Origin of the sequence: Streptomyces sp. NPDC046915, from assembly GCF_040644935.1 — a bacterium.
Taxonomy (GTDB): domain Bacteria; phylum Actinomycetota; class Actinomycetes; order Streptomycetales; family Streptomycetaceae; genus Streptomyces.
In genome coordinates this window covers 445974-469146 of record NZ_JBEYXB010000002.1, presented here as the reverse complement: position 1 = coordinate 469146, position 23173 = coordinate 445974, and the positions used below count along the sequence as shown (strand labels likewise).

At 71.2% G+C, this 23173-nt stretch carries 18 protein-coding genes and 2 tRNA genes; 6 read left to right on the top strand and 14 right to left on the bottom strand.

What is annotated here, in order from left to right; genetic code table 11:
* Positions 1–79: 79 nt before the first annotated feature.
* From ABZ915_RS06875 to ABZ915_RS06860, 4 genes are all read right to left on the bottom strand, one after another.
* Positions 80–745, bottom strand: a complete 666-nt coding sequence (locus ABZ915_RS06875) for an ATP-dependent Clp protease proteolytic subunit (protein ID WP_361796998.1) — start codon at positions 743–745, stop codon at positions 80–82.
* 70 nt (positions 746–815) lie between these two features.
* The gene (locus ABZ915_RS06870; RefSeq protein ID WP_361797734.1) at positions 816–1421 is read right to left on the bottom strand and encodes an ATP-dependent Clp protease proteolytic subunit; all 606 of its coding nucleotides are present in this window, start codon (positions 1419–1421) and stop codon (positions 816–818) included.
* A 293-nt stretch (positions 1422–1714) separates the two neighbouring features.
* Positions 1715–3109, bottom strand: coding sequence for a trigger factor (gene tig / locus ABZ915_RS06865; RefSeq protein ID WP_361796995.1), 1395 nt, complete (start codon positions 3107–3109; stop codon positions 1715–1717).
* Positions 3110–3287: 178 nt separating this feature from the next.
* Positions 3288–3364 (bottom strand) — tRNA-Pro (locus tag ABZ915_RS06860).
* 164 nt (positions 3365–3528) lie between these two features.
* Between ABZ915_RS06860 and ABZ915_RS06855 the strand changes: the two genes are divergently transcribed.
* Positions 3529–3602: transfer RNA gene (locus ABZ915_RS06855), tRNA-Gly, on the top strand.
* A gap of 310 nt (positions 3603–3912) precedes the next feature.
* Here ABZ915_RS06855 and ABZ915_RS06850 read toward each other — a convergent pair.
* Positions 3913–6054, bottom strand: a complete 2142-nt coding sequence (locus ABZ915_RS06850) for a PQQ-binding-like beta-propeller repeat protein (protein ID WP_361796992.1) — start codon at positions 6052–6054, stop codon at positions 3913–3915.
* A gap of 102 nt (positions 6055–6156) precedes the next feature.
* Entirely contained in the window at positions 6157–6351 is a 195-nt protein-coding gene (locus ABZ915_RS06845) for a hypothetical protein (protein WP_361796989.1), read from the bottom strand.
* Positions 6352–6855: 504 nt separating this feature from the next.
* On the opposite strand from ABZ915_RS06845, the gene ABZ915_RS06840 reads away from it, so the two are divergent.
* On the top strand, positions 6856–7992 hold the full coding sequence (locus ABZ915_RS06840) for an acyltransferase family protein (RefSeq protein WP_361796986.1): 1137 nt from the start codon (positions 6856–6858) through the stop codon (positions 7990–7992).
* 6 nt (positions 7993–7998) lie between these two features.
* Here the strand turns inward: ABZ915_RS06840 and ABZ915_RS06835 are convergent, their stop codons facing one another.
* The 4 genes from ABZ915_RS06835 to ABZ915_RS06820 form a co-directional block, all read right to left on the bottom strand.
* On the bottom strand, positions 7999–8466 hold the full coding sequence (locus ABZ915_RS06835) for an HD domain-containing protein (protein WP_361796983.1): 468 nt from the start codon (positions 8464–8466) through the stop codon (positions 7999–8001).
* Entirely contained in the window at positions 8463–10892 is a 2430-nt protein-coding gene (locus tag ABZ915_RS06830) for an FtsX-like permease family protein (RefSeq protein WP_361796980.1), read from the bottom strand. Before ABZ915_RS06830 ends, ABZ915_RS06835 begins: the two co-directional genes overlap by 4 nt.
* Positions 10892–11650 carry an ABC transporter ATP-binding protein gene (locus ABZ915_RS06825; protein ID WP_361796977.1) on the bottom strand — a complete coding sequence of 253 codons (759 nt, stop codon included), beginning with the start codon at positions 11648–11650 and terminating at the stop codon, positions 10892–10894. Before ABZ915_RS06825 ends, ABZ915_RS06830 begins: the two co-directional genes overlap by 1 nt.
* Positions 11651–11862: 212 nt before the next feature.
* Positions 11863–13041, bottom strand: coding sequence for a PP2C family protein-serine/threonine phosphatase (locus tag ABZ915_RS06820; protein ID WP_361796974.1), 1179 nt, complete (start codon positions 13039–13041; stop codon positions 11863–11865).
* 162 nt (positions 13042–13203) lie between these two features.
* Here ABZ915_RS06820 and ABZ915_RS06815 point away from each other — a divergent pair, with 162 nt between their 5' ends.
* The gene (locus tag ABZ915_RS06815; protein ID WP_361796971.1) at positions 13204–14457 is read left to right on the top strand and encodes a GNAT family N-acetyltransferase; all 1254 of its coding nucleotides are present in this window, start codon (positions 13204–13206) and stop codon (positions 14455–14457) included.
* A gap of 96 nt (positions 14458–14553) precedes the next feature.
* On the opposite strand, the gene ABZ915_RS06810 is transcribed toward ABZ915_RS06815, so the two are convergent.
* Together ABZ915_RS06810 and ABZ915_RS06805 are read right to left on the bottom strand one after the other, a co-directional pair.
* The gene (locus ABZ915_RS06810) at positions 14554–15372 is read right to left on the bottom strand and encodes a DNA-formamidopyrimidine glycosylase family protein (protein ID WP_361796968.1); all 819 of its coding nucleotides are present in this window, start codon (positions 15370–15372) and stop codon (positions 14554–14556) included.
* A gap of 303 nt (positions 15373–15675) precedes the next feature.
* Positions 15676–16164 (bottom strand): ribose-5-phosphate isomerase, encoded by a 489-nt coding sequence (locus tag ABZ915_RS06805; RefSeq protein ID WP_361796965.1) that lies wholly within the window; start codon positions 16162–16164, stop codon positions 15676–15678.
* 224 nt (positions 16165–16388) lie between these two features.
* Here ABZ915_RS06805 and ABZ915_RS06800 point away from each other — a divergent pair, with 224 nt between their 5' ends.
* Positions 16389–17807, top strand: coding sequence for an amino acid permease (locus ABZ915_RS06800; RefSeq protein ID WP_361796962.1), 1419 nt, complete (start codon positions 16389–16391; stop codon positions 17805–17807).
* A gap of 52 nt (positions 17808–17859) precedes the next feature.
* Here ABZ915_RS06800 and ABZ915_RS06795 read toward each other — a convergent pair whose 3' ends face one another.
* Positions 17860–19716, bottom strand: a complete 1857-nt coding sequence (locus tag ABZ915_RS06795; RefSeq protein WP_361796959.1) for a protein kinase — start codon at positions 19714–19716, stop codon at positions 17860–17862.
* Positions 19717–19923: 207 nt separating this feature from the next.
* Here ABZ915_RS06795 and ABZ915_RS06790 point away from each other — a divergent pair, with 207 nt between their 5' ends.
* Complete coding sequence (locus ABZ915_RS06790; RefSeq protein ID WP_361796956.1) at positions 19924–20637, top strand: hypothetical protein; 714 nt, start codon at positions 19924–19926, stop codon at positions 20635–20637.
* Between the two features lie 85 nt (positions 20638–20722).
* Here ABZ915_RS06790 and ABZ915_RS06785 read toward each other — a convergent pair whose 3' ends face one another.
* The gene (locus ABZ915_RS06785) at positions 20723–21301 is read right to left on the bottom strand and encodes a biotin transporter BioY (protein ID WP_361796953.1); all 579 of its coding nucleotides are present in this window, start codon (positions 21299–21301) and stop codon (positions 20723–20725) included.
* Between the two features lie 430 nt (positions 21302–21731).
* On the opposite strand from ABZ915_RS06785, the gene ABZ915_RS06780 reads away from it, so the two are divergent.
* Positions 21732–22985, top strand: coding sequence for an ROK family protein (locus ABZ915_RS06780; protein WP_361796950.1), 1254 nt, complete (start codon positions 21732–21734; stop codon positions 22983–22985).
* The last annotated feature ends 188 nt before the right edge of the window (positions 22986–23173 follow it).

Genomic DNA, 23173 nt, shown 5'->3' with positions numbered 1-23173 from the left:
ACGGTTCACTTTGACGTGCACCTTTCCGCGCACCGGGTCAAATCATGCCAAGGGTGGCAGACGACAACATCACCCCGCGTCAGCGGACGGATTCGTTGTTCATCTTCCGGGTCGAGATGATCTGGTCGACGATGCCGTACTCCAGCGCTTCCTCGGCCGTGAGGATCTTGTCCCGCTCGATGTCCTCGCGGACCTGCTCGATCGGCCGGTTGGAGTGCTTGGCCAGCATGTTCTCCAGCTGCTCACGCATCCGCGTGAACTCGTTGGCGATGATCTCCAGGTCGGAGAGCTGTCCGCGGCCGGTGCTGCCGGCCGGCTGGTGGATCAGCACGCGGGAGTTCGGCAGTGCCATGCGCTTGCCGGGCGTACCCGCGGCGAGCAGGATGGCCGCGGCGGAGGCCGCCTGGCCCATGCAGACCGTCTGGATGTCCGGCTTCACGAACTGCATCGTGTCGTAGATCGCCGTGAGGGCGGTCATGTCGCCGCCGGGGCTGTTGATGTAGATCGAGATGTCCCGGTCGGGGTCCATCGACTCCAGGCACAGCAGCTGCGCCATGACGTCGTTGGCGGAGGCGTCGTCGATCTGGACGCCGAGGAAGATCACACGCTCCTCGAAGAGCTTCGCGTAAGGGTCGTACTCGCGGATGCCCTGGGAGGTGCGCTCGACGAAGCGCGGGATGACGTAGCGGCTGTCGGGGCGCGGCCCCTCGTACAGGCCGCTGGCGGCGCCGGGGAAGTCGTTCATGTGCGTATTCACCGTCCTGGTGGCGTTCTGGGGAGTGGAGTCTCGGCGGTGCGGAGCGAAGCCGGGCCGGTCAGGCACCGGTGCCGCCGCCTCCCGGAACACCGGAGGCAAGCGTGATGATCTCGTCGATGAGACCGTACTCCTTGGCCTCCTCCGGGGTGAACCAGCGGTCACGGTCGCCGTCGCGGATGATCGTCTCGACGGTCTGGCCGGAGTGCAGCGCGGTCAGCTCGGACATGGTCTTCTTGGTGCGCAGCAGGTACTGGGCCTGGATCTTGATGTCCGAGACCGTACCGCCGAGGCCCGCGGAGCCCTGGTGCATCATGATGTCCGTGTGCGGCAGGGCGAAACGCTTGCCGGCGGTGCCGCCGGTGAGCAGGAACTGACCCATCGAGGCCGCCATGCCCATGCCGATCGTGACCACGTCGTTCGGGATGTACTGCATGGTGTCGTAGATCGCCATGCCGGCCGTCACCGAGCCGCCGGGGCTGTTGATGTAGAGGTAGATGTCCTTGTCCGGGTCGGCGGCAAGGAGCAGCAGCTGTGCAGTGATCTTGTTGGCGATGTCGTCGTCAACCTGCTGGCCGAGGAAGATGATCCGCTCGTTGAGCAGCCGGTTGTAGACCTGGTCGCCGAGGCCACCGCCGAGGGAAGGCTCGCCGGCGGCTGAGGGCATCAGATTCGTCACGTATCCACCTGCTCGTCTTACGACGGCGCCGGGCCGTCTCACGTGTTCCCTGCCAGGGGCTGGGGTTCGGGGACTCCCCTGCCCCCGTATTCATGGACCCTAACGCGCGGGCCCCTTCGGGGAATCCCGTGGAAGGGGGTGTTCGCCGGGGGCGTAGCGGTGACCTCCGGTGGATCGGCGGTCGCGGTTCGTAGGAGGGCGGTGCGTTCAGGTAGGCAGACGGGCCCCGGGGAGCAATGTCCCCGGGGCCCGCCCTGAGTGCTTCAGAGGCGCCGTAGGGCTCAGCCCTCGGTCTTCTCCTCGGCGGCCTCGGCAGCCTCGGCGGCCGGAGCCTCGGCCTCGGCCTCGGCGGCCTCGGTCTCCTCCTCGTCGTCCAGGTCGACGATCTCGCCGTTGGTGTCCTTCACCGTGGCGGCCTCGACCACGACGGCCAGGGCCTTGCCGCGGGCGACCTCGCCGACGAGGAGGGGCACCTGGCCGCCCTCGACGACGGCCTGGGCGAACTGGTCGGGGGACATGCCGGAGGAGGCGGCGCGCCGCATGAGGTGCTCGGTGAGCTCCTCCTGGTTGACGTTGAGCTTCTCCAGCTTGACCAGCTCGTCGAGGACGAACTGGGTCTTGATGCCCTTGACCGCGGCCTCGCGGGTCTCGGTCTCGAACTCCTCGGCGGTCTTGCCCTGGAGCTCCAGGTACTTGTCGAGGTCGAGGCCCATCTGGCCGAGCTGGTGGTGCTCGAGGTTGTGCTTACGGGTGTTGATCTCGTCCTCGAGCAGCTTCTCGGGGACGGGCACCTCGACGAGCTCCAGCAGCTTGTCCAGGACGCGCTCCTGGGCCTGCGTGGCCTGGTCGTACTGCTTCATGTTGGCCAGCCGCTTGCGACTGTCGGCCTTGAGCTCCTCGAGCGTGTCGAACTCGGAGGCGAGCTGCGCGAAGTCGTCGTCCAGCTCGGGCAGTTCGCGGGCGGCGACCTGGGTGACCTTGACGGTGACCTCGGCCTCCTGGCCCGCGGCGGAGCCGCCCTTGAGCTCGGAGGCGAAGGTGGCCTCCTCGTCGGCGGACAGGCCCTTCACGGCGTCGTCGATGCCGTCCAGCAGCTCACCGGAGCCGATCGTGTACGAGACGCCCTCGGCGACGCCGTCCTCGAGGACCTCGCCGTCGACCTTGGCCTGGAGGTCGATGGTCACGACGTCGCCGTCCTCGGCGGCACGCTCGACCGGGGAGGTGGAGGCGAAGCGCTCGCGCAGCTGCTCGACCGACTTCTCCACGTCCTCGTCGCTGACCTCGACGGCGTCGACCTCGACCTCGATGCCGGAGTAGTCCGGGATCTCGATGGCCGGGCGGATGTCGACCTCGGCGGTGAAGTTCAGCGTCTCGCCGTCCTTCAGCTCGGTGATGTCGACCTCGGGCTGGCCCAGCGGGCTGAGCTCGGCCTCGTTGACCGCCTCGGTGTAGAACTTCGGGAGCGCGTCGTTGACGGCCTCTTCCAGCACCGCACCGCGACCGAACCGCTGGTCGATGACCCGGGCCGGGATCTTGCCCTTGCGGAAGCCCTTCACCGTGACCTGCTGGTTGATCTTCTTGTACGCCGCGTCGAGGCTGTCCTTGAGCTCCTCGAAGGGCACCTCGACAGTGAGCCGAACCCGGGTCGGGTTCAGGGTCTCCACGGCGCTCTTCACGGTTCGGTCTCCTTGTGGCTGACTTCTTGGTTTCTGCCGAGCCAGACAGGTCCGGCGGATTTCGCCGCCCGGAGGAGTTCGTAGGCCGAGTGGGCCGGGACACACGGGCGCGCAGCTTGCATAGTAACCGCAGCCGCTCAGCGCCCCAAAAGGCGATCATCACGGTGACGTGAGTCTGTGGTCGGGGTGGCGGGATTTGAACCCACGGCCTTCCGCTCCCAAAGCGGACGCGCTACCAAGCTGCGCCACACCCCGTGCTGGTGCGACACGTAGGGTACATGCCCGCACCGGTCACGTCGGCCGCTTTCCCGCACGACCGCCCCCACGGAATCCCCGCAGACCAACGCGTTGGCCTGTGTGGCATGCGACCCGCTACGATGCCTCCTGTGCCGCGGTCCTGGGATCTGCGGCGCACACGTGCGGGCGTAGCTCAATGGTAGAGCCCTAGTCTTCCAAACTAGCTACGCGGGTTCGATTCCCGTCGCCCGCTCCATAGGGCTCAGGGCCAGGTCAGAGGATCATTCCTCCGCCTGGCCCTGAGTGTTTCCGGGAGCTCCGATCAGTCCGCCGTGTCCCCCGCGTGCCCCTCGGGCTCTGGATCTTGCTTCTCATCGCCCGTCCGGGTCTTCCTGCGCCCGTTGGCGACCGCTCAGAGGATCGGCGATCAGCCGGTCACGGTCGGCACTGGCCCGGCCGCCCACACCCGGCTCAGCGAATCGCTCGCAGGTTCGATTCTCATCGCCCGCTCTGTACGGCCCTGGGGCCCGGTTTCCGTTTCGGCGGGGCCGGGCCCCTGGTGGTTTCTACAGGTGGCGGATGTCCGCGGAATAGACGGCGCGGATGCCGTACGGGACGTAGACGGCGTCACCGTGGACGAGGGGGGTCGAGCCCACGTACACGAAGACCGGGTCCGTGCGGGCGTCGCGGCCGGGGAGGCTGTGGAGTTCCCTGCCGGTGCGGCGGTCCAGGGCGGCCAGGCGGCCGCCGGGGGAGACGACGAAGACGTAGGCGTCGCTGACGGCGGGCGGGCCGGGGCGTTCGACGGAGGAGTGGGTGTCCCACACGGTGCGGCCGGTGGCCGGGGTGACGGCGCGGACCTCGCCGCTGTTGAGCGTGAAGTAGAGGGTGCCGCGGACCACGGTGGGCATGGAGCCGGACGGCACGGCGTGGGCCAGCGGGACGACGTGCGGGGAGCGGTCGCTCACGTCGAGCAGGGTGATGCGGCGGTAGGCGGGGCCCGAGGCGTCGTCGGGGGCGTTCGGGGACGTGAGGAGGACCAGACGGCCCGCGGACCGGCCGGCCAGGGTGAGGGCGCCCTGCACCGTGGCGGTCCACCGGGGCTTGCCGTCGGCCGGGCCGATCTCGGCGATCCGGGTGTGCTTGCCCTTGGGGTCGACGCACAGCAGGTAGCCGTGGCCCGCCGCGGTGCGGACCTCGCAGGTGTCCTCGGCGGGCACGGTGCGCTTCCAGCGGGGTCTGCCGGTGCCGGTGTCCAGCAGGGAGTACGTCCTTCCGTCCGGGCCGTAGGTGATGATCGGCCCGTCGGCCGTGACGGCCGTGCTGCCGTCCACCGCGGACAGCTCCCGGTCGCCGACGGGCATGTTCCAGCGCACCTTGCCGGTGCGGGCGTCGAGGGCCTGGAAGACGTAGTCGCCGACGTCGGCCGACCGGGCCTTGGTGTCGGCGACCACGTAGACGTCGTGGCCGTGGGTACCGAACACTCCGCTGTCGGGGATGGATCCGCTGCTGCCGTTCGGGTCGGGGTGGTCGGCCACCGGGTGGCTCCATTCGACCTTGCCGGTGGCGAGCGAGAAGCGCACGGCCTTGACGCTGTCACCGGCGCAGATGAGTCCGCCGTCGAGCGCGGTGCAGGACGGGAACGCCGCGCTGGGGCTGGTCGCCTTGTCGAGGTCCTTCGCCTGCCAGGCCCGCCAGCCCGCCGGCAGCTCGCCGTGCGTGCCGCCCCCGCCCCCGCCGCCCGTCAGCGAGAGCGCGGTGAAGGAGCCGGCCACCGCGAGCACCAGGGCGCCCGCGACCGACGCGATCCAGAGCCTTCGGCGCCGGCCGCGCGGGCGCTGCGGCACGGTGTCGTCCCGCGTGTCCTCCCGGGTGGGCTCCGGGCGCGGGTCCGGCAGGCTCCCGTCGCGCAGGAGGCGGAGGAGGTCGTCGGGGGTGGGGCGGGACTTCGGGTGCTTCTCCAGGCAGAGGCGGACGAAGGGGAGCAGTTCGGCGGGGACTCCGTCGAGCTCCGGCTCGCCCTCGACGACCCGGGTCGCCGTCTCGTAGGGGCTCGGGCTGTCGAACGGGCCGCGCCGGGTCGCGGCGTACACCACGACCGCGCCGAGGGAGAAGATGTCGGCGGCCGGGCCGACGTCGTGCGGGGAGGAGAACTGCTCGGGGGACATGAAGGGCGGGGTGCCCATGACGCGGCCGGTCTGGGTGAGCACGTCGCCGGCGGCCGACTCGGCGGCGCGGGAGATGCCGAAGTCGATGACGCGGGGGCCGTCCTCGGCGAGCATCACGTTGGCCGGCTTGAGGTCGCGGTGGACCACGCCGGCGCGGTGGATGTCGCGCAGCGCCTCGGTGAGGCCGGCGGCGAGTTCACGCAGCCGGGGCGGGGGCAGCGGGCCGTGCCGGCGGACGTGGGTGCCGAGGTCCTCGCCCGGGATGTAGAGCGTGGCCATCCAGGGGCGCGGGGCGTCGGCGCCGGCGTCCACCACGGGCGCCGTGAAGGCGCCGCTGACCTGGCGGGCGGCGGCCACCTCGCGGCGGAAACGGGTGCGGAACTCGTCGTCGTCGGCGTACTGGCCGTGGACGACCTTGACGGCCAGGCGGCGGCCGGAGGCGGAGCGGGCGAGGTAGACCACGCCCATGCCGCCGCTGCCGAGGCGGTCCTCGATCCGGTAGCCGCCCACCTCCGCCGGGTCCGAGTCGCGCAGCGCCATCGCCGTACGTTCCCCCGTTGTTCCCTTGTGCGCCGGTCCGCCCGTGCGTCGGGGCCGCCCGTACACCGGGGACGCCCGTACGCCGGGTCCGCCGACCGCGGGTCAGAAGTTGATGGAGTTGATCGAATCCGCTATCGAGTTCAGGAACCGCTGGATGGACGGAGCCATCCCGGTCGAGGCCAGGAAGAAGCCGAAGAGCACCGCGACGATGGCGGGGCCGGCCTTGATGTTCCCCCCTCTGATCAGCACCACAAGGATGATCGCCAACAGCAGCACCACGGACAGTGAAATGGCCACAACTGATCACACCCTCGGTCGGTCCGCACTCCCGGAACCATCGTGCCACCAACCGGGCCGTCCTATGCGGCACGTGACGCAACGTCGGACACGTCGGCTTCAAGTCCGGTGCCCCGCACAGTAATTCGAGGCTCCACTCGCGCAGGCATCCACCGGGAACCCACAGGGAATTACACGACTTCGTTTCCCTGTCCACACATCTCGTGCGTGGGTAATTCGAATTGTTGGCACAGAGACGCTGTTATGCACCAATTAGTCGGGATGAATCGGGACATCGGGGTCATCTGGCGTCCCCTTGCGGCCTATTGATGTGCTCACCGTCACGTGGACAGACAGGCCGACTTTGTTGAATCCGGGGTACCCGCAGCCTGATAACCAGGAATGACGCACGGGGTTTTACGAAATCCCACAGCCGACGCTAGGGTGCCTGAGATGTTTGACGCCGCCTCGTCCCCCGGCCAGCACCGAAGGCCACTCCCCCCGGCACAGTCGCCGACGGAGGGAGTGCCCAGTCCGCGTACCCAGACGGGGCCGCAGCAGTCACGGCAGCAGTCGACGCAGCCGACACAAGGGGACAGACCGGGCAAACAGCGCGACGCGTTCTTCGACAACGCCAAGTACCTGGCGATCGTGCTGGTCGCCATGGGGCACGCGTGGGAGCCCCTCAAGGGTGACAGCCGGATCGTCGAGGGCCTGTACTCGGTCGTGTACAGCTTCCACATGCCGGCGTTCATCATCATCTCCGGCTTCTTCTCGCGCAGTTTCGACATGCGCCCCGACCGGCTGAAGCGGCTGATCACCGGCGTGGCCGTGCCGTACGTCGTGTTCGAGACCGCCTACCCCCTCTTCAAGCGGTTCGTCGACCACTCCCCCGGCGAGGAGATCAGCCTCCTCGACCCCTGGTACCTGACCTGGTTCCTGTGCGCGCTGTTCGTCTGGCGGCTGACCACGCCCATCTGGAAGCTGGTCCGTCAACCGCTCCCGGTCGCGCTCGGCATCGCCATGCTGGCCTCCGTCACCCCGAGCATCGGTGACGACCTGGACCTCCAGCGCGTCCTTCAGTTCCTGCCGTACTTCGTGCTGGGCCTGTGCATGAAGCCCGAGCACTTCCAGCTGGTGCGCCGCCCCTGGGTGCGGGCCGCCTCCGTACCGGTGTTCGCGGCCGCGCTGGCGGTCGGCTGGTGGGCGGTGCCCCGCATGAACACGGCCTGGTTCTACCACCGGGACTCGGCCCAGGAACTGGGCGCGCCGTGGTGGGCGGGTCCGGTCATGGTGGTCGCGATGTTCGGCTGCTCGCTGCTGCTGACCGCCTGCTTCTTCGCCTGGGTGCCGGGCCGGAGGATGTGGTTCACCTCGCTGGGCGCGGGCACGCTGTACGGCTACCTGCTGCACGGCTTCCTGGTGAAGTTCGCCGACTACCGGGGCTGGTTCGACCACCCGGCCCTGCACCACCCGCTCGGCGAGATCCTGGTGACCGTCCTCGCGGCCGCCGTCGTCACCCTCCTGTGCACCAGCCCCGTACGCCGCGTGTTCCGCTTCGCCATGGAGCCGCAGATGAACTGGGCGTTCAAGCAGGACGCCGCCGAACTCGCCCGCGAACGCCGCCGGCGGGAACCCGAGCGCGAGAAGGTCAACGCGTAGCGTTCGTCATTCCCCGGGCGTCCCGAGGCCGAGAAGTGCGCGCATCCGTGTGTACTTCTCGGTCAGTCGTCTCCGGGTCGCCTCGTCCAGTACGGCCAGCCGGTCCGGGTCCGCGTTGTGGGCGAGGTCGGCCTCCTTCACCAGCGGCGCGCCGGGCGTGGCGAGGATGCGCCGCGCATACGCCTCCGGTTCCTCCCCCGCCCGCTTGGTGAGCGCCAGCACGATGTCCTTCGTACGGCGGCTCAGCGCGGCCCCCGCCAGCCACTCCTCGGAGAGGGCGTCGTCCTCGACCGCGTCGTGCAGCCAGCCCGCCGCGATCTGCGCCTCGTCGCCGCCCCGGGCCCGCACGCCCTCCGCGACGGCCCGCAGGTGCCCGGCGTACGGCCGCCCCGCCTTGTCGGTCTGCCCGGCGTGGGCGGCGCACGCCAGGGTCTCCACCTCGGCCAGGGTCAGCGGGGAGCGCGTCTCGGTCATTGCCCCAGTGTCTCCCGGCGCAGGGCCGCCCGGGCCGGAAGGGCCGCCGCGGCCATGCCGAGCACCACGACACCGCCCGCGAACGCCCCGTACACCAGCGGCGGTATGTACGGCCCCTGTCCCGTCAGTCCCTTCATCATCGGCACCAGCGTGGCCAGCGCGATCGCCGTGCCCAGGCCGATGCCGGTCAGGGCGACCAGCAGCGCCTCCCAGCGGATCATGCGCAGGATCTGCCGGCGGGTGGAGCCGATGAGCCGGAGCGTGCCGAGCTCCCGCCGCCGGTCGAGGACGGTCATCACCAGCGTGTTCACGGCGGCCACGGCGGCGAACCCGCCGAGCACGCTCGCCATCACGGCGTTGGCCCAGGCGTTCAGCTCCCGGTCCAGCGACCGGGCGGCGGTGTACCCGCCCCGGTCCAGCACCGTCCCCAGGGGCGCCAGCGCCCGTGCCGTGCCGCCCTTCGCCCACAGCTCGGTGTCGAAGGACGAGCTGACGTGACCGTCCAGCGCGGCGCGGCCGAGGGTGACCTGTGAGAGTCCCATGCCGCGCGCGTACGTCGCCACGACCAGCGGCGTGGTCCTGGTCCCGTCGGGCAGGTACAGGCGCAGCCGGTCGCCGACCCCGACGTGTGTGTTCTGGGCGAGGGAGGCGTCCAGCGCCACCTCGCCGGGCCGCAGCGACAGCCGTCCGCGCCGCATCCCCAGGTCCTGTACGGCGGCCAGGTCCCGCACGGTCCCCGTGACCCCCTGTGCGCTCGCCGACTCCAGCGACCCGGAGACCGACACGAGCACCGAGGTCCGCAACAGGCCCACGGCGGCGGTGACTCCGGGGGTGTCCTGGGCTCGCCGCACGGCGTCCGGGGCGAGCCCAGGATCGGCGGTGACGATGTGGTCGGCGGTGACACCCGCACGCTGCTGCTCGCCGGTCACCTTCTCCTCGCTGGTGTGCATGAACACCAGTACCGAGGAGAACGCCATGGCGAGCACGATCGGCGTGATCGCCGAGGCCAGACGGCGGGCGTTGGTACGGGAGTTGGCGGCGGCGAGCGCCCCGGGCGCCCCCGCGCCCCGCAGCACCGGCCCGAACAGGGCCGCGAACGCGCGGGCGAGCAGCGGCCCGAGCAGCGCCACGGCCAGCATGAACAGCATGACGATGCTGAGGGAGGCGTTGGCCGCGTCCTCCCCGTCGAGCGAGGAGGCCAGCCCGGCGCAGACGAACCCGCCGGCGGCCGCGGTGATCCCGAGCGGCGTACGGATCCAGCCGACCCGCAGCCGCTCCACGGACGCCTCGCCGAGCGCCTGCCCCGGCTTGATCCGGGAGCTGCGGCGGGCGGCCATGTACCCGGCGCACAGGGCGGTGAGCAGGACCGTGCCGACGGCGGAGACCAGCGGGATCCAGCCCACGGCCAGGTCGACGGCCTCCGGAATCGCCCCCTTGTCCTTCAGCTGCCCGAACCACCACCGGGCCAGGACGATCCCCGGCAGGCAGCCGGCCGCGCCCGCGAGCGGGGCGACGAGGAGGGCCTCGGTGGCGATCGTGCGGCGGATCTGCCGCGGGGTGGTGCCGATCGCCCGCAACAGGGCGAACTCCCGGGCGCGTTGCCCGACGGCCAGCGCGACGGTCCCGGCCGCCGTGAACACCGCGACCATGGTGGCGACACCGCCGAAGGAGCCCCCGAGCCCGGTGAGGAGCTCACGGGCCTCGGCGAGCGAGGGGTCCTCGACGGCACCGCGGCCGGCACCGGTGTGCACCTGGGCCCGGTGCCCGAGGGCCCGCGCGACCTGGGACTTGAGGGTGGCCGGGGTGACGCCGGGCTTCGGCAGCACGACGACGGCGTCGACGCGGCCGGGGTGGCCGCAGACGCGGAGGGCCTCGGGGTCGGCGAACCAGGCGGTCGCCGCCGGAGCCCGGGTGAGGCCGGAGACGCGGTAGGTGCGGGGACCGTCCGGGGTGGTGAGGGTGACGTGGTCACCGACGGTGCCGTGGCTCAGGACGACCTCCCCGGGGCCGGGCGCGCCGCCGCCGGTGAGGTGCTCGCCGGTGAAGGCGGTGGAACCCCAGTTGTGGGCGGTGAGCCGGTCGGCGTGCGGGCCGCGCACGGGGAAGGTGAGGTCGGCGACGGCCGTGCGGGCGCCCGGTGCGGAGGCGGCCCGCGCGACCAGGCCGGCGTCCAGGCGGGCGCGGTCCGGGACCGGCACGGCGTCGCTGTCGTCCCCGTGGTCGGGATGGGCGCGCTGGTCGGCGGCGGCGACGACGGGGGCGTGGGCGTAGCGGACCGGCGGGACCGTGGCCCGTATGCCCGTCTCCAGCAGGATCCCGCAGGCCACGACGATCAGCGCGGCCAGTGCGAGGGCGACGAAGGTGCCCGCGAACGCGGCGGGACGGAAGCGGACGGCGGCGCGGGCGAGGCCGTTGGGAACGGACATCAGGCGGCCGTTCCCGCGCGGGAGGGGCGGGCGGTGAGCTCGGCCATGCGGGCGGCGATACGGGCGGCCGGGGCCCGTTCGAGGTGGTCGACGATCTCGCCGTCCGCCAGGAACAGCACGCGGTCCGCCCAGGCGGCGGCCGACGGGTCGTGGGTGACCATCACGACCGTGGCGCCCTGGGCGTCGACGGCGTCCCGCAGGAGGGCGAGGATCTCGGCGGCGGTGGTGGTGTCCAGGGCGCCGGTCGGCTCGTCGGCGAAGACCACGTCCGGGCGGGTGACGAGCGCCCGTGCGATGGCCACGCGCTGCTGCTGGCCGCCGGAGAGCTGGCCGGGGCGGCGGCGGGCCTTGTCGGCGAGGCCGACCTGGGCGAGGACCTCGGCGGCGCGGCGGCGGTCGGGGCGGTGGCCCGCGAGACGCGTCGGCAGGACGATGTTCTGCTCGACCGTGAGGGAGGGCAGCAGGTTGAAGGCCTGGAAGACGAAGCCGAGGCGGGTGCGGCGCAGCGCGGTGAGCTTGTTCTCGCTCATGTCCGTGATGTCCGTGCCGCCGAGGAGCACCTTCCCGCTGGTGGGGCGGTCCAGGCCGGCCGCGCACTGGAGGAACGTCGACTTTCCCGAGCCGGAGGGTCCCATCACCGCGGTGAAGGTGCCGGGCGGGAGGGCGAGGTCGATGCCGCGGAGGGCGTGGACGGCGGAGCCGCCCCGGCCGTAGTGCCGGGCCACTCCGTGCAGTTCTACGGCCCACTGGCTTGACATGGGTGTCCTTCCCGTCCGTTCGTCGAAGGGCGGCATCGCGGGGTGGTGTCGCGCGGTGGTGTCCCGCGGGTCGCGTCTGCCGGTTTCTCGAACGTACGGAAACGGGGGGTGTCCGGGCCATGAGGGCGGCTGGCGGATGGGGGCGGGGGAAAACCCCACCGTGAGGACCGCAGTCAGGACCACCGTCAGGACCGCCGTCCTGACGGCACGTGTCAGCGGGCCTGCTGGGCGGACGCGCCTTCCCGGCAGATCAGCAGCAGCGCCCGGTCGTCGTTGACGTCCTTCGCCACGGCCTCGATCAGGTGCCAGGCCGCTCCGTGGAAGCCGCCCGCGACATAGCGGTCGGCCTCGCCGGTGAGGCGGTCGATGCCCTCGACGATGTCCCGGTCGGACGTCTCCACCAGGCCGTCCGTGAACAGCATCAGCACGTCTCCCGGCCGCAGCGAGCCCTTCACGGGGTCGAACTGGGCACCGTCGTACACACCGAGGAGCGGGCCCTCCGCGGCCTTCTCCTCCCAGCGTCCGCTGCCCGCGCTGAGTTGCAGGCCCGGCGGATGCCCCGCCGAGTACAACTCGTAGTCCCCGGAGTCGAGATCGAGCACCAGATGGATCGAGGTCGCGAAACCCTCGTCCCAGTCCTGGCGCAGCAGATAGCCGTTCGCCGCCGGAAGGAAGGCGTGCGGCGGCAGCGAGCCCAGCAGTCCCCCGAACGCCCCCGACAGCAGCAGCGCCCGCGATCCCGCGTCCATGCCCTTGCCGGACACGTCGGTGAGCACGGCCTCCAGCGTGCGCCCGCCGTTGGTACGGGCCGCCACCACGAAGTCGCCGGAGAAGGACTGCCCGCCCGCGGGCCGCAGCGCCATCTCCCGGTGCCAGCCCTGCGGCAGCTTCGGCAGCTTGCTCTGCACCCGGATCCGCTCGCGCAGGTCGAACAGCATGGTGCCGCCGCGCCGCCACGGCACGCCGACCCGGCTGCGGAACTGCGCGGTGAGCAGCCCGAAGAACCCACAGGCTGCGACCACGAGCACCACACCCGGCGTGACCCTGGAGGGCCCCTCGGTGTACGGGCCGAGCCGCACCGATTCCACGATCAGCGCGGTGGCCGCCGCCGCGTACAGCCCGAGCAGGCTCGCGGGCCGCAGCAGCAGGCCGCCCGCGACGATCGGCAGCACCAGCGTGGCGGGCGAGCACCACACCGAGTTGGCGAGGGTCATCGACGCGAGCACCGGGATGGTCAGCAGCAGTCCGGCCAGCGCGATCCAGTCCGAGCCGTTGCCGCGGAAGTAGTCCACCGCGCTTCTGCGCAGCCCGACGCGGGCCCGGTGCCACTGCATCTTCCACCGGGCCGTGAACGTCTCGGCCTTCGAGCGCCGCTCTCGTCCTGCTGCCATTAGTTCGGGACCCTATCCATCGGACCAGGTACTTGGCACGGGAGGTCCGACTTATCCCCCGTCCGAGGTTCAACGTCACAGTGAACTTCACCGGGCGACGTCCCGCCGCGCACCGGCGGAAATTCGTTCGCCCGCCCCGCGACGCGCTGGTACGCATGGTCCATGGGAACAGACCTCGGGCGTAGCCCTTCGACGGAACTGCGGGTGCTGCGGGCGGACGACTGGGACCGGTGGTACGACAGCCTGCTGAGGGCCTTCGGCGGTGTTCCGGAGGCGCCCGAGGAGCGGGAGCTGTGGAACTCGCTGACCGAGACCGAGCGTTCGATCGGAGCCTGGGACGGTGACGCGGTCGTCGGTACGGCGTCGGCCTTCGATTTCCGGCTGACGGTGCCCGGTGGGGCGTCGGTGCCGGCCGCGGGAGTCACCATGGTCAGCGTGGCCGCCACGCACCGGCGGCGCGGTGTGCTGACCTCGATGATGCGGCGGCAGTTGGACGACGTACGGTCCTGGGGCCGGCCGCTGGCGGTGCTGACGGCGTCGGAACCGGCCATCTACGGGCGGTTCGGGTACGCGGCGGCGACGTACCACGTCAACGCGCGGATCGACACCACCCGGGTACGGCTGACGGTGCCGCCCGGCACCGACGACGTACGGCTGCGGTACGCCGAGCCGGCCGACGTCCTCGACGCCTGCGAGGCGCTGTGCGCCCGGCAGGTGCCGCTGCGGCCGGGGATGGTGGCGCGGTCCCCCGGCTGGGAGCGGCTGATGCTGCTCGATCCGGCGGGTGAGCGGGACGGGGCGTCGCCGTTGCAGTGCGTGGTCGCCGAGCGGGGCGGGGAGTTGGTGGGGTACGCCCGCTTCCGGGTCAAGCCGGACTGGGAGCCGGCCGGGCCCAAGGGGACGGTGGTGCTGGAGAACACGGAGGCGCTCGACCCGGCGGCGCACGCCGCTCTGTGGCGGTTCCTGTTCGGGATCGACCTGACCACGGTGATCGACGCGCGGCGGCGGCCGGTGGACGAGCCGTGGCAGTACCTGGTGTCGGACGTCCGGCGGTGCGAGCTGCTGGTGCGGGACTCGCTGCACGTGCGGCTGGTGGACGTCGGCGCGGCGCTCGGGGCGCGCACCTATCAGGCGCCGGTGGACGTCGTGTTCGAGGTCGAGGACTCCTTCTGCCCCTGGAACGCGGGGCGTTGGCGACTGACTGGCGACACGAAGGGCGCGTCCTGCGAGCGCACCGAGGAGGCGGCCGATCTCGCGCTGTCCGTCCGGGAGTTGGGGGCGGCGTACCTGGGCGGTGTCTCGCTCACCGTGCCAGCGGCGGCGGGGCTGGTGCGGGAACTGCGGGAGGGGGCGCTGGCGGAGGCGTCGGTGGGGTTCGGGTCGGCGGTGGCGCCGTGGCTGCCGCACGGGTTCTGACCGGTTCTTCACCGGTTCTCGCGGGTTCTCGCGGGTTCTCGCGGGTTCGCGCGGGTTCTCGCGGGTTCTAGGGGTGGCCGCCGCGGTTCGGTGCCCTCAGGGCTGCTGGCAGGTCGGGCACCAGAAGAGGTTGCGGGCGGCGAGGTCGGCGGTGCGGATGCCGGTGGCGCAGATGTGGCAGGGCAGGGTGGCCCGGCGGTAGACGTACACCTCGCCGCCGTGGTCGTCCACGCGGGGCGGGCGGCCCATCGCCTCGGGGGTGTGCTCGGGGCGGACGGTGTCGATGCGGTTGTTGCGGACGCCCTCGCGCATGAGCTCGACGAGGTCGGCCCAGATCGCGTCCCACTCGGCGGGAGTGATGTCGCGGCCCGCGCGGTACGGGTCGATGCGGTGCCGGAAGAGGACCTCGGCGCGGTAGACGTTGCCTACGCCGGCGATGACCTTCTGGTCCATGAGGAGCGCGGCGATCGTCGTACGGCTGCGGGAGACGCGGCGGTACGCGGCTCGCGGGTCGGCGTCCGTGCGGAGGGGGTCGGGGCCGAGGCGGTCGTGTATCGCCTGCTTCTCGGTGTCCGTGATCAGGGCGCAGGTGGTGGGGCCGCGGAGGTCGACGTACGAGGTGGCGTCGGCGAGGCGGAGGCGGACGGTGTCCGTGGGCGGGGGCGCGGGGGCGTCGCCGAAGGTGACCTTGCCGAAGAGGCCGAGGTGGATGTGGATCCAGTCGGTGTCCTCGGGGTCCCGGAAGCCGAGGAAGAGGTGCTTGCCGTGGGCTTCGGTGTGGGTGAGTTCCGTACCGGTGAGGAGTTCGGCGGCGTCGGAGAACTTGCCCTGGGGGCTGGTCACTCGGGGGGTCGTGCCGGCGAATCGGGCGCCGTAGTCCTGCGCCAGCCGGTGAATCGTGTGCCCCTCTGGCACGGTGCGGTCCCCTTTCTCGGCCGTTTGTTTCCCACCCACCCACCCGTGACGGTCGGCTGAGAGGTTGCCCCACCCTGGGGCTCCGCCCCAGACCCCGGGGGTTTCCCACCCACCCACCCATGACGGCCAACTGGGAGGTCACCGCACCCTGGGGCTCCGCCCCAGACCCCGGCGGGGACTGCGTCCCCTGCACCCCTCGCGGGGCTCCGCCCCAGCACCCCGGCGGGGGCTCCGCCCCCTGCTCCCCCTGCGGGGCTCCGCCCCCGCCCGTGCCCCGGCTTCCTCTCAACCCGGGGGGGGCGGTCAGTCCTGCTGGGGGTGGTGGGCCGGGATGGGAGGCAGCTCGCCCGTCGTCTCGTAGGTCGACAGCATGTCGATGCGGCGGATGTGACGCTCGTCTCCGGAGAACGGCGTACCCAGGAACATCTCGACGAACTTGGTCGCCTCCTCCTGGGTGTGCATGCGCGCGCCCACCGCCACGACGTTGGCGTTGTTGTGCTGGCGGCCGAGGGAGGCCGTCTCCTCGCTCCAGGCGAGGGCCGCACGGACGCCCTTGATCTTGTTCGCGGCGATCTGCTCACCGTTGCCGGAGCCGCCGATCACGATGCCGAGGGAGTCGGGGTCCGCGGCCGTGCGCTCCGCTGCGCGGAGGCAGAAGGGCGGGTAGTCGTCCTGGGCGTCGTAGATGTGCGGGCCGCAGTCGACGGGGTCGTGACCCGCCGCCTTGAGCCACTCGACGAGGTGGTTCTTGAGTTCGAAGCCCGCATGGTCGGAGCCGAGATACACGCGCATGGAATGAGTGTGTCACGGGTGTTTCGGGGCAGCAGCCTCGGGTGCCGCAAGGTGAAAGTGTGAGTCACACCATAGAAGCTCAAGGGAACCTCAAGTAACAATCCGGATTCAAAGGTTCCCGAATTCATTCACCTCGGATTCACTGGACCGACTCGTACAAGGCCGCACAACGGCATCCCCCCTCGTACGGGAATCCGCTCCACCGGCGCAAAGGAAATCCGTCCATGACCCCTGGTTCCGGACTTCAGGCAGGACTCAAGAACCGGCATCTGACCATGATCGCCATCGGCGGCGTGATCGGTGCCGGACTGTTCGTCGGCTCCAGCTCCGGTATCGCCACCGCAGGGCCCGGCATCCTTCTCTCCTACGCCCTCGTCGGCACGCTCGTCGTGCTGGTGATGCGCATGCTGGGTGAGATGTCCGCCGCGAATCCCACCTCCGGCTCCTTCTCCGCTCACGCCGATCGGGCGCTGGGCCGCTGGGCCGGGTTCTCCATCGGCTGGCTGTACTGGTTCTTCTGGGTGGTGGTGCTGGCCGTGGAGGCCACCGCCGGCGCCACGATCCTCGAGGGATGGGTCCCCGCCGTCCCGCAGTGGGGCTGGGCACTCATCGTGATGGCCGTGCTGACCGCGACCAACCTGGTCTCCGTCGGCTCCTACGGCGAGTTCGAGTTCTGGTTCGCCGGCATCAAGGTCGTGGCGATCGGCGCGTTCATCGTCATCGGCGCGCTGGCCGTCTTCGGTGTGCTGCCGGGCGTGCACGCCGACAAGGCGAGCTTCGGCAACCTGAGCTCCCACGGCGGCTTCCTGCCGCACGGCCCCGGCTCGATCCTCACCGGTGTGCTCCTGGTCGTCTTCTCCTTCATGGGCAGCGAGATCGCGACCCTCGCGGCCGGCGAGTCCGAGGACCCTCAGCGGGCGGTGACCAAGTCGACGAACAGCATCATCTGGCGTATCGGCGTCTTCTACCTGGGCTCGATCCTCATCGTCGTCTCCCTCATCCCCTGGGACGACCCGTCGATCAAGGACAAGGGCTCCTACGTCGCCGCCCTGGACTCCCTCGGCATCGCGCACGCCGGCGAGATCATGAACTTCATCGTGCTGACCTCGGTGCTGTCCTGTCTCAACTCCGGTCTGTACACGGCCTCCCGCATGGCGTTCTCGCTCGGCCAGCGCGGTGACGCGCCCAAGGCGTTCGCCCGTACGACCTCCCGTGGCGTACCGATGGCCGCGATCGTCGCGTCCGTCGTCTTCGGCTTCGTCGCCGTCTTCTTCAACTACAAGTTCCCGGACTCGGTCTTCCTCTTCCTGGTCAACTCCAGTGGCGCGGTCGCCCTGTTCGTGTGGCTGGTCATCTGCTTCTCGCAGCTGCGCATGCGGCGGATCATCCAGCAGGAGGCGCCGGAGAAGCTCGTCGTGAAGATGTGGCTGTACCCGTACCTGACCTGGGCGACGGCCGCGCTGATCGTGTTCGTCCTCGGCTACATGCTGACCGACACCGAGCACGACGGCCGCGAGACCGTGCTGCTGTCGCTGCTGGTCGCGGCGCTCGTGATCGTGGTCGCGGTGGTGAAGGAGAAGTTCTTCGCGAACCGCGGGCCGGTGGCGGCCGTCGAGACGGAAGCCGACAAGGTGTCCGTCTGACCTCCACCGCTCCAGGGGAGGGAAGCCTGCGGGCTTCCCTCCCCTCGTGCGTTCACAGCACCGTGAAGCTCTGCTTGACCTTGTCGTACGTCTCCAGCGCCCGCACCTCGATCTCCGGCTGGTACCAGGTACTGACCTGGTACGACTTGCCGTTCGCGTCGAAGCCGAGCAACTGGGCGTGCCAGGGGACGCCCTTGAGCGTGAAGGTGTACTCCCAGACCACCGCCGGGTGGCCGCGGAAGGTCGTCTCCGCCAGGCGGATCTTCGCGTAGCCCTCGCCCTGCCGGGCGTTGCGCTCCGAGGCGCTCCAGGTGTCCATGAGGTCGCCGTGGGCCAGGGAGGACTTGGCGACCAGCTCCTGGCGGCCGTCGGGCGAGGTGTAGTGCACCTCGGCTCCGGTCTTCACGTCCCGCCGCCAGCCGTCCGGCGTCCGCCAGGCGTACCCGCCCGCCTCCCGGTGCGCGCCCGGCGGCAGGCTCTGCGGCCGGGAGGTGCCCTCCACGGTGGGCGACGGGCTGCTCCGGGCGGTGGTGGCAGCGGCCGAGGCCGAGGCTGAGGTGACGGGCGAGCCGTTCGCCCGCGCGCTGCCGCCGTCCGGGCCGCCGAGCGACGTGACGAGCAGGATCCCCGCCACCGCGGCGACCGCCACCGCGCCGATGGCGGCGAGCAGCGCGGTGCGGTGGCGGGCTTGGCCCGGGGTGGCCACGGATCGTTCGCCGGGGGAACGGCCCGCGGTACGGGTGCCCTGCGGGCCCTGTGGACCGGCGAGCGGACGGCACTGGGTCTCCGCTTCGGACGGTACGGCGCCGAGGGTGGGCTCGGTCGCGGGACCTGGCTCGGTCGCAGGAGAGGGCTCGGTCGCAGGAGAGGGCTCGGTCGCGGCAGTCGGTTCGGCCTGTGGCAGCGTCTCCTCGCTCGACGGCGGCGCATCCCGCACCGGTTCGGGCTCGGAGGCGGGCTCGGGGGCGGCCTCCGGTTCCGGCACGCGGGGGTCCCGGGCCGGGGGCAACCCCGCCACCGCCAGGAACGCCAGTGTGGGCCGTTCTCCGGGGGCCTCGGCCCCGGACGCCCCGGGTCCCTCCCTCACCTGGAGCGTCGGTGTCGGCGCCGGGTCCGAAGACGCCACCGCGCGCAGGGCCGCCTCGATCTCGGTCAGTTCCGGCCTGGTCGAGGGTTCCTTTTCCAGGAGGGCGGCCAGGATGTCGCGCAGCGGGCCGGCTTCGGGCGGTAGTTCGGGTTCCTCGTAGAGGACGGCGTGCAGGGTGGCGAGGGTCGTGTCGCGAGAGAAGGGGGAGCGGCCGGCCAGGGCCGCGCAGAGGGTGGCGCCCAGGGACCACACGTCGGAGGGCGGCCCCTGACGGCGGCCGGAGATGCGCTCGGGCGCCATGTAGTCGGGGGAGCCGACCAGCATGCCGACCATGGTGAGCGCCTTGGCGTCCTGGATGGCCGCGATGCCGAAGTCGGTCAGGACGACCCGGTTGCTGGCCGCCTCGACCAGGACGTTGCCCGGTTTGATGTCCCGGTGCAGCACGCCCCCGGCGTGCACCTGCCGCAGCGCCGCCACCAGCCCCAGCCCGATCCGCGCCGCCTCGGGCGGGCCGAGCCGTCCCTCGGCCACCATGATCTGTTCCAGCGAGCGTCCGGCGATCAATTCCATGACGATCCACAGGCGTTCACCCTCGTCGACGACGTCGTAGACGCGTACGACGTTGGGGTGGTCGATCCGGGCCGTGGCCCGCGCCTCGCGCAGTGTGCGTTCGCGGCGGGTCCGGGCGTCCTCCGCGTCGAGTCCGTCGATCCGCATTTCCTTGACCGCGACCTGCCGGTCGAGGATTTCGTCGGCGGCCCGCCACACCCGCCCCATTCCCCCCTGACCGATGCTCTCGACCAGCCGATAACGCCCCGTCACCAATAACCCGGGAGCACCACCGCTCCCCGCATTTCCCGTATTTCCCGTATTCCCCGGCAATCCGCTGCACCCCCCTCAACGACCGCCCCAGCTGAAACACAATGGTCACACTTCGTGCCGTACCAGCATAGTGCGGAGAAATCTTGTGGTACCTCTTCAAGTACTGCGAATTCAGGCGCAGTCCAGGGGGTCACAAGGGGGACGAACATGAGTTCTCGTCGGATGGCGGCCATCACGGGATCGCTGCTCACGGCATCTTTTTCGGCCGTGCTGCTGCTTCCGCACTCGGCCGTCGCGGACGATCAGGGACCGGCAAGCAGCAAGGGGGGAAAGGCCGTTGACGAGGCGCCGGCGGGTGTGAAGCTCAGCACCACGCTGCCGTCGCGGATCTCCGTCGACAACAGCTCGCAAAAGACGGCGATCACCGCCACGGTGAAGAACGACGGAAGCAAGGACAGCGGAGACATCCAGCTTTTGGTGGTCGGTTTCGACGGCCTGAAGGTCGACGACGTCAAGGGCTGCTCGGCGATCGCGAAAAAGGACCTGCCGGAAGGTTCGAACAGCGGTTTCAGCTGCCCGGTCGGCTCGCTCGCCGCCGGCAGGTCGAAGTCGTACGCGGTCGACGCCACGTACGACCTGGGCAAGGCGGGGAAGATCTGCCTGCCGGTGAAGTCGGCCGACGGGAAGAAGACCTTCTGGCAGCAGGGACCGGTGCCGTTCGGGACGACCAACCCGTCGCCGAACGCCCCGGCGACCCCGCTGCTGCTCGGCACCGACAACAAGCCGGTGGGCCCGTCCGGCGACCAGTTGCCCAGGACCGGGGCGGGCCGTGACGTGCTGCCGCTCGGCGCGGCCGGCGGCGCCCTGATCGCGGCCGGGGCGGCCGGGATGTGGTGGACGCGGCGCCGGCCGCAGGGCTGAGCCGGAAATCGCGCAGAGCGGCCGCATCACCTGACTGGACGTCGGATGATGCGGTCGCCCTGTGTCGTACGGCTGTTCCGCGGCCTCAGCGCTTGACGAGCTTCCAGGCGGTGGGCAGCAGGCCCATCGCCAGGGCGGCCTTCAGGGCGTCGCCGATCAGGAACGGGGTGAGGCCGGCGGCGATCGCGGCGGACGCGGAGATACCGGCGGCGTAGGCCAGGTAGGGCACACCGACGGCGTAGATGACGGCCTCGCCCAGGATCATCGTGCCCGCCATGCGCCAGGCGTTGCGGTCGGCGCCGCGCCGGGCCAGCGCGCCGACGAGCGCGGAGGCGAGCAGCATGCCGAGGACGTAGCCGAAGGACACCGCGCCGGAGCCGGAGGAGCCGCCCGCGAACCAGGGCACGCCGGCCACACCCGCGAGCGCGTACAGCGCGAGGGAGAGGAAGCCGCGGCGGGCGCCGAGGGTGGTGCCGACCAGCAGGGCGGCGAAGGTCTGGCCGGTCACCGGCACCGGGGAACCGGGCACCGGGACGGACAGCTGGGCCGCGAGGCCGGTGAGCGCGGCGCCGCCCAGCACGAGCGCGACGTCGCGGACGCGCGACGCGGGCAGGAGGTCGGCGAGGACTGCGCCGGGGCGAGCGATGGCGGTGGCGGTGCTCATGGGGACTCCGCGAGAGGTGTGGGCAGGTGGGAACACCGTGACGCTATACCGGCGCCCTCGAGTCGATCACCGTCAGCGCTCGACAAAGGGTGGAACGTGAGCTTGGTGGGCTCCTGACAAAAGGTGCCGGTTACACGGGGCGTGGCGTGACAACGGTCACTGAGGCAGGGATGTTTCGGTCACCCGGCAGGTCGACGCCAGGACTGTAGGGTTTCACCAAATGAATCCTAGTGGTCTGGTCGGATTCACCGTTCCTGCCCTACGCTTCCACCATGGTTGCCCAGGCCCGGTACTTCACGTCGCGTCGCTATGTCGACCTGCGACGCCAGGGCACGGCCACCTGTCGCCGCCCGGTGTGAGGCGGGCGGAGCGGACTCGGCCCGCCTCGATCCCGAGACGTGTCGGCCCCGTTCCTCAAGGACGGTTTCCCATGCCCCGTACCGCGGCATCCACCCTTGCCTCTCCCATGCACCCTGCCTCCCCCACCCGCTCCGTCTCCCCCACCCCCTCCGTCTCCTCCGTCCCCCGCGCCGCCGACAGCGACCGCCGGCGCACCAGTGCCAGCGTCGTGCTGCGGTCCGTGCTGGAGCACGGGCCGGTGGCCCGCAGCACCATCGCCCGGCTGACCGGGCTGTCCCCGGCCTCCGTGACCGACTACTGCGCCCGCTTCACCGAACTCGGGCTGATCCGCGAGGCCGCCGTGCCCCGCCGGTCGAACGGGGTCGGCAGGCCCCATGTACCCGTCGATCTGGACGACTCGCGGTTCGTGGTCGGCGGGGTGCACATCGCCGTGCCGTACACCACGGTCGCCCTGCTGGACCTGCGCGGGCGGGTGCTGGCCCGCCGGGAGCTGAAACACGAACACGTCGACCCCGGCCGGGTGCTGGCGCGGGCCGCCGACGGGCTGGCGGCGCTGTTCGCCGGGATGCCGGGCGCCAGGCCCCTGGGGGTCGGGGTGGCCGCCGGGGGCTGGGTGGACCGGGACTCCGGGACCATCGTGGAGCACCCGCTGCTGGGCTGGCGGGACGTGCCGGTGCGGGAGGTGCTCGGCGCGCGCACCGGGCTGCCCGTCCATGTCGACGGGCACGCGCGGGCGTTGGTCAACGGGGAGCGGCTGTTCGGGCGGGCGCGGGGCAGCGCGAGCGTGCTGCACCTGTTCGTCGGCAATGTGGTCGACGCGGCCTTCGCCACCCATGACGCGGTGCATTACGGGCCGCGTTCGCAGGCGGGCGCGATCGCCCATCTGCCGGTGCCGGGCGGCACGGAGCCCTGCGCGTGCGGGCGCACCGGCTGCCTCCAGGTCGAGCTGAGCGAGCGGACGTTGTGCCGGCGGGCCCGGGAGGCCGGGGTCGTCGACGGGGTGAACCCGATGCATGTGGTCGGTGCGGCGGCCGCCGGGAACGCGGTGGCCGTGCGGCTGCTCACGGAGCGGGCCACGATGATCGGGCGGGCCGCGCGGCTGCTGCTGGACGTGCTCAACCCGGAGACGGTGGTGGTGACCGAGGTGGGTGTCATGCACCGCGAGGACTGCCTGAACGCATTGCGCGGGGCGGTCGGGGCGGATCGTGCCGGGGATGTTTTCGCGACGGGATTCGCCGACAGCGTGCTGGCCGTGGCGGGCGGATCCGTGGTTCTCGACGTGCTCTATCGGGATCCGCTGAGCGCGTCACCTGAAGCCAGTTAATTCAGAAACTCCGAATGTTGACAGGGGGCGCTCATGACCGGGAACATCCTGGTCATGACCTGTCGCACCCTTTGTTGCTGACGTGTTGACGCGCCGTGAAGCGCGTATCTCCCCTGCGTGAATTCCCCTTCTCCGGCCTTCTGTCGCCCGGAATTCCGCATGCTTTCCCATCTGTCTGCGCATAACAA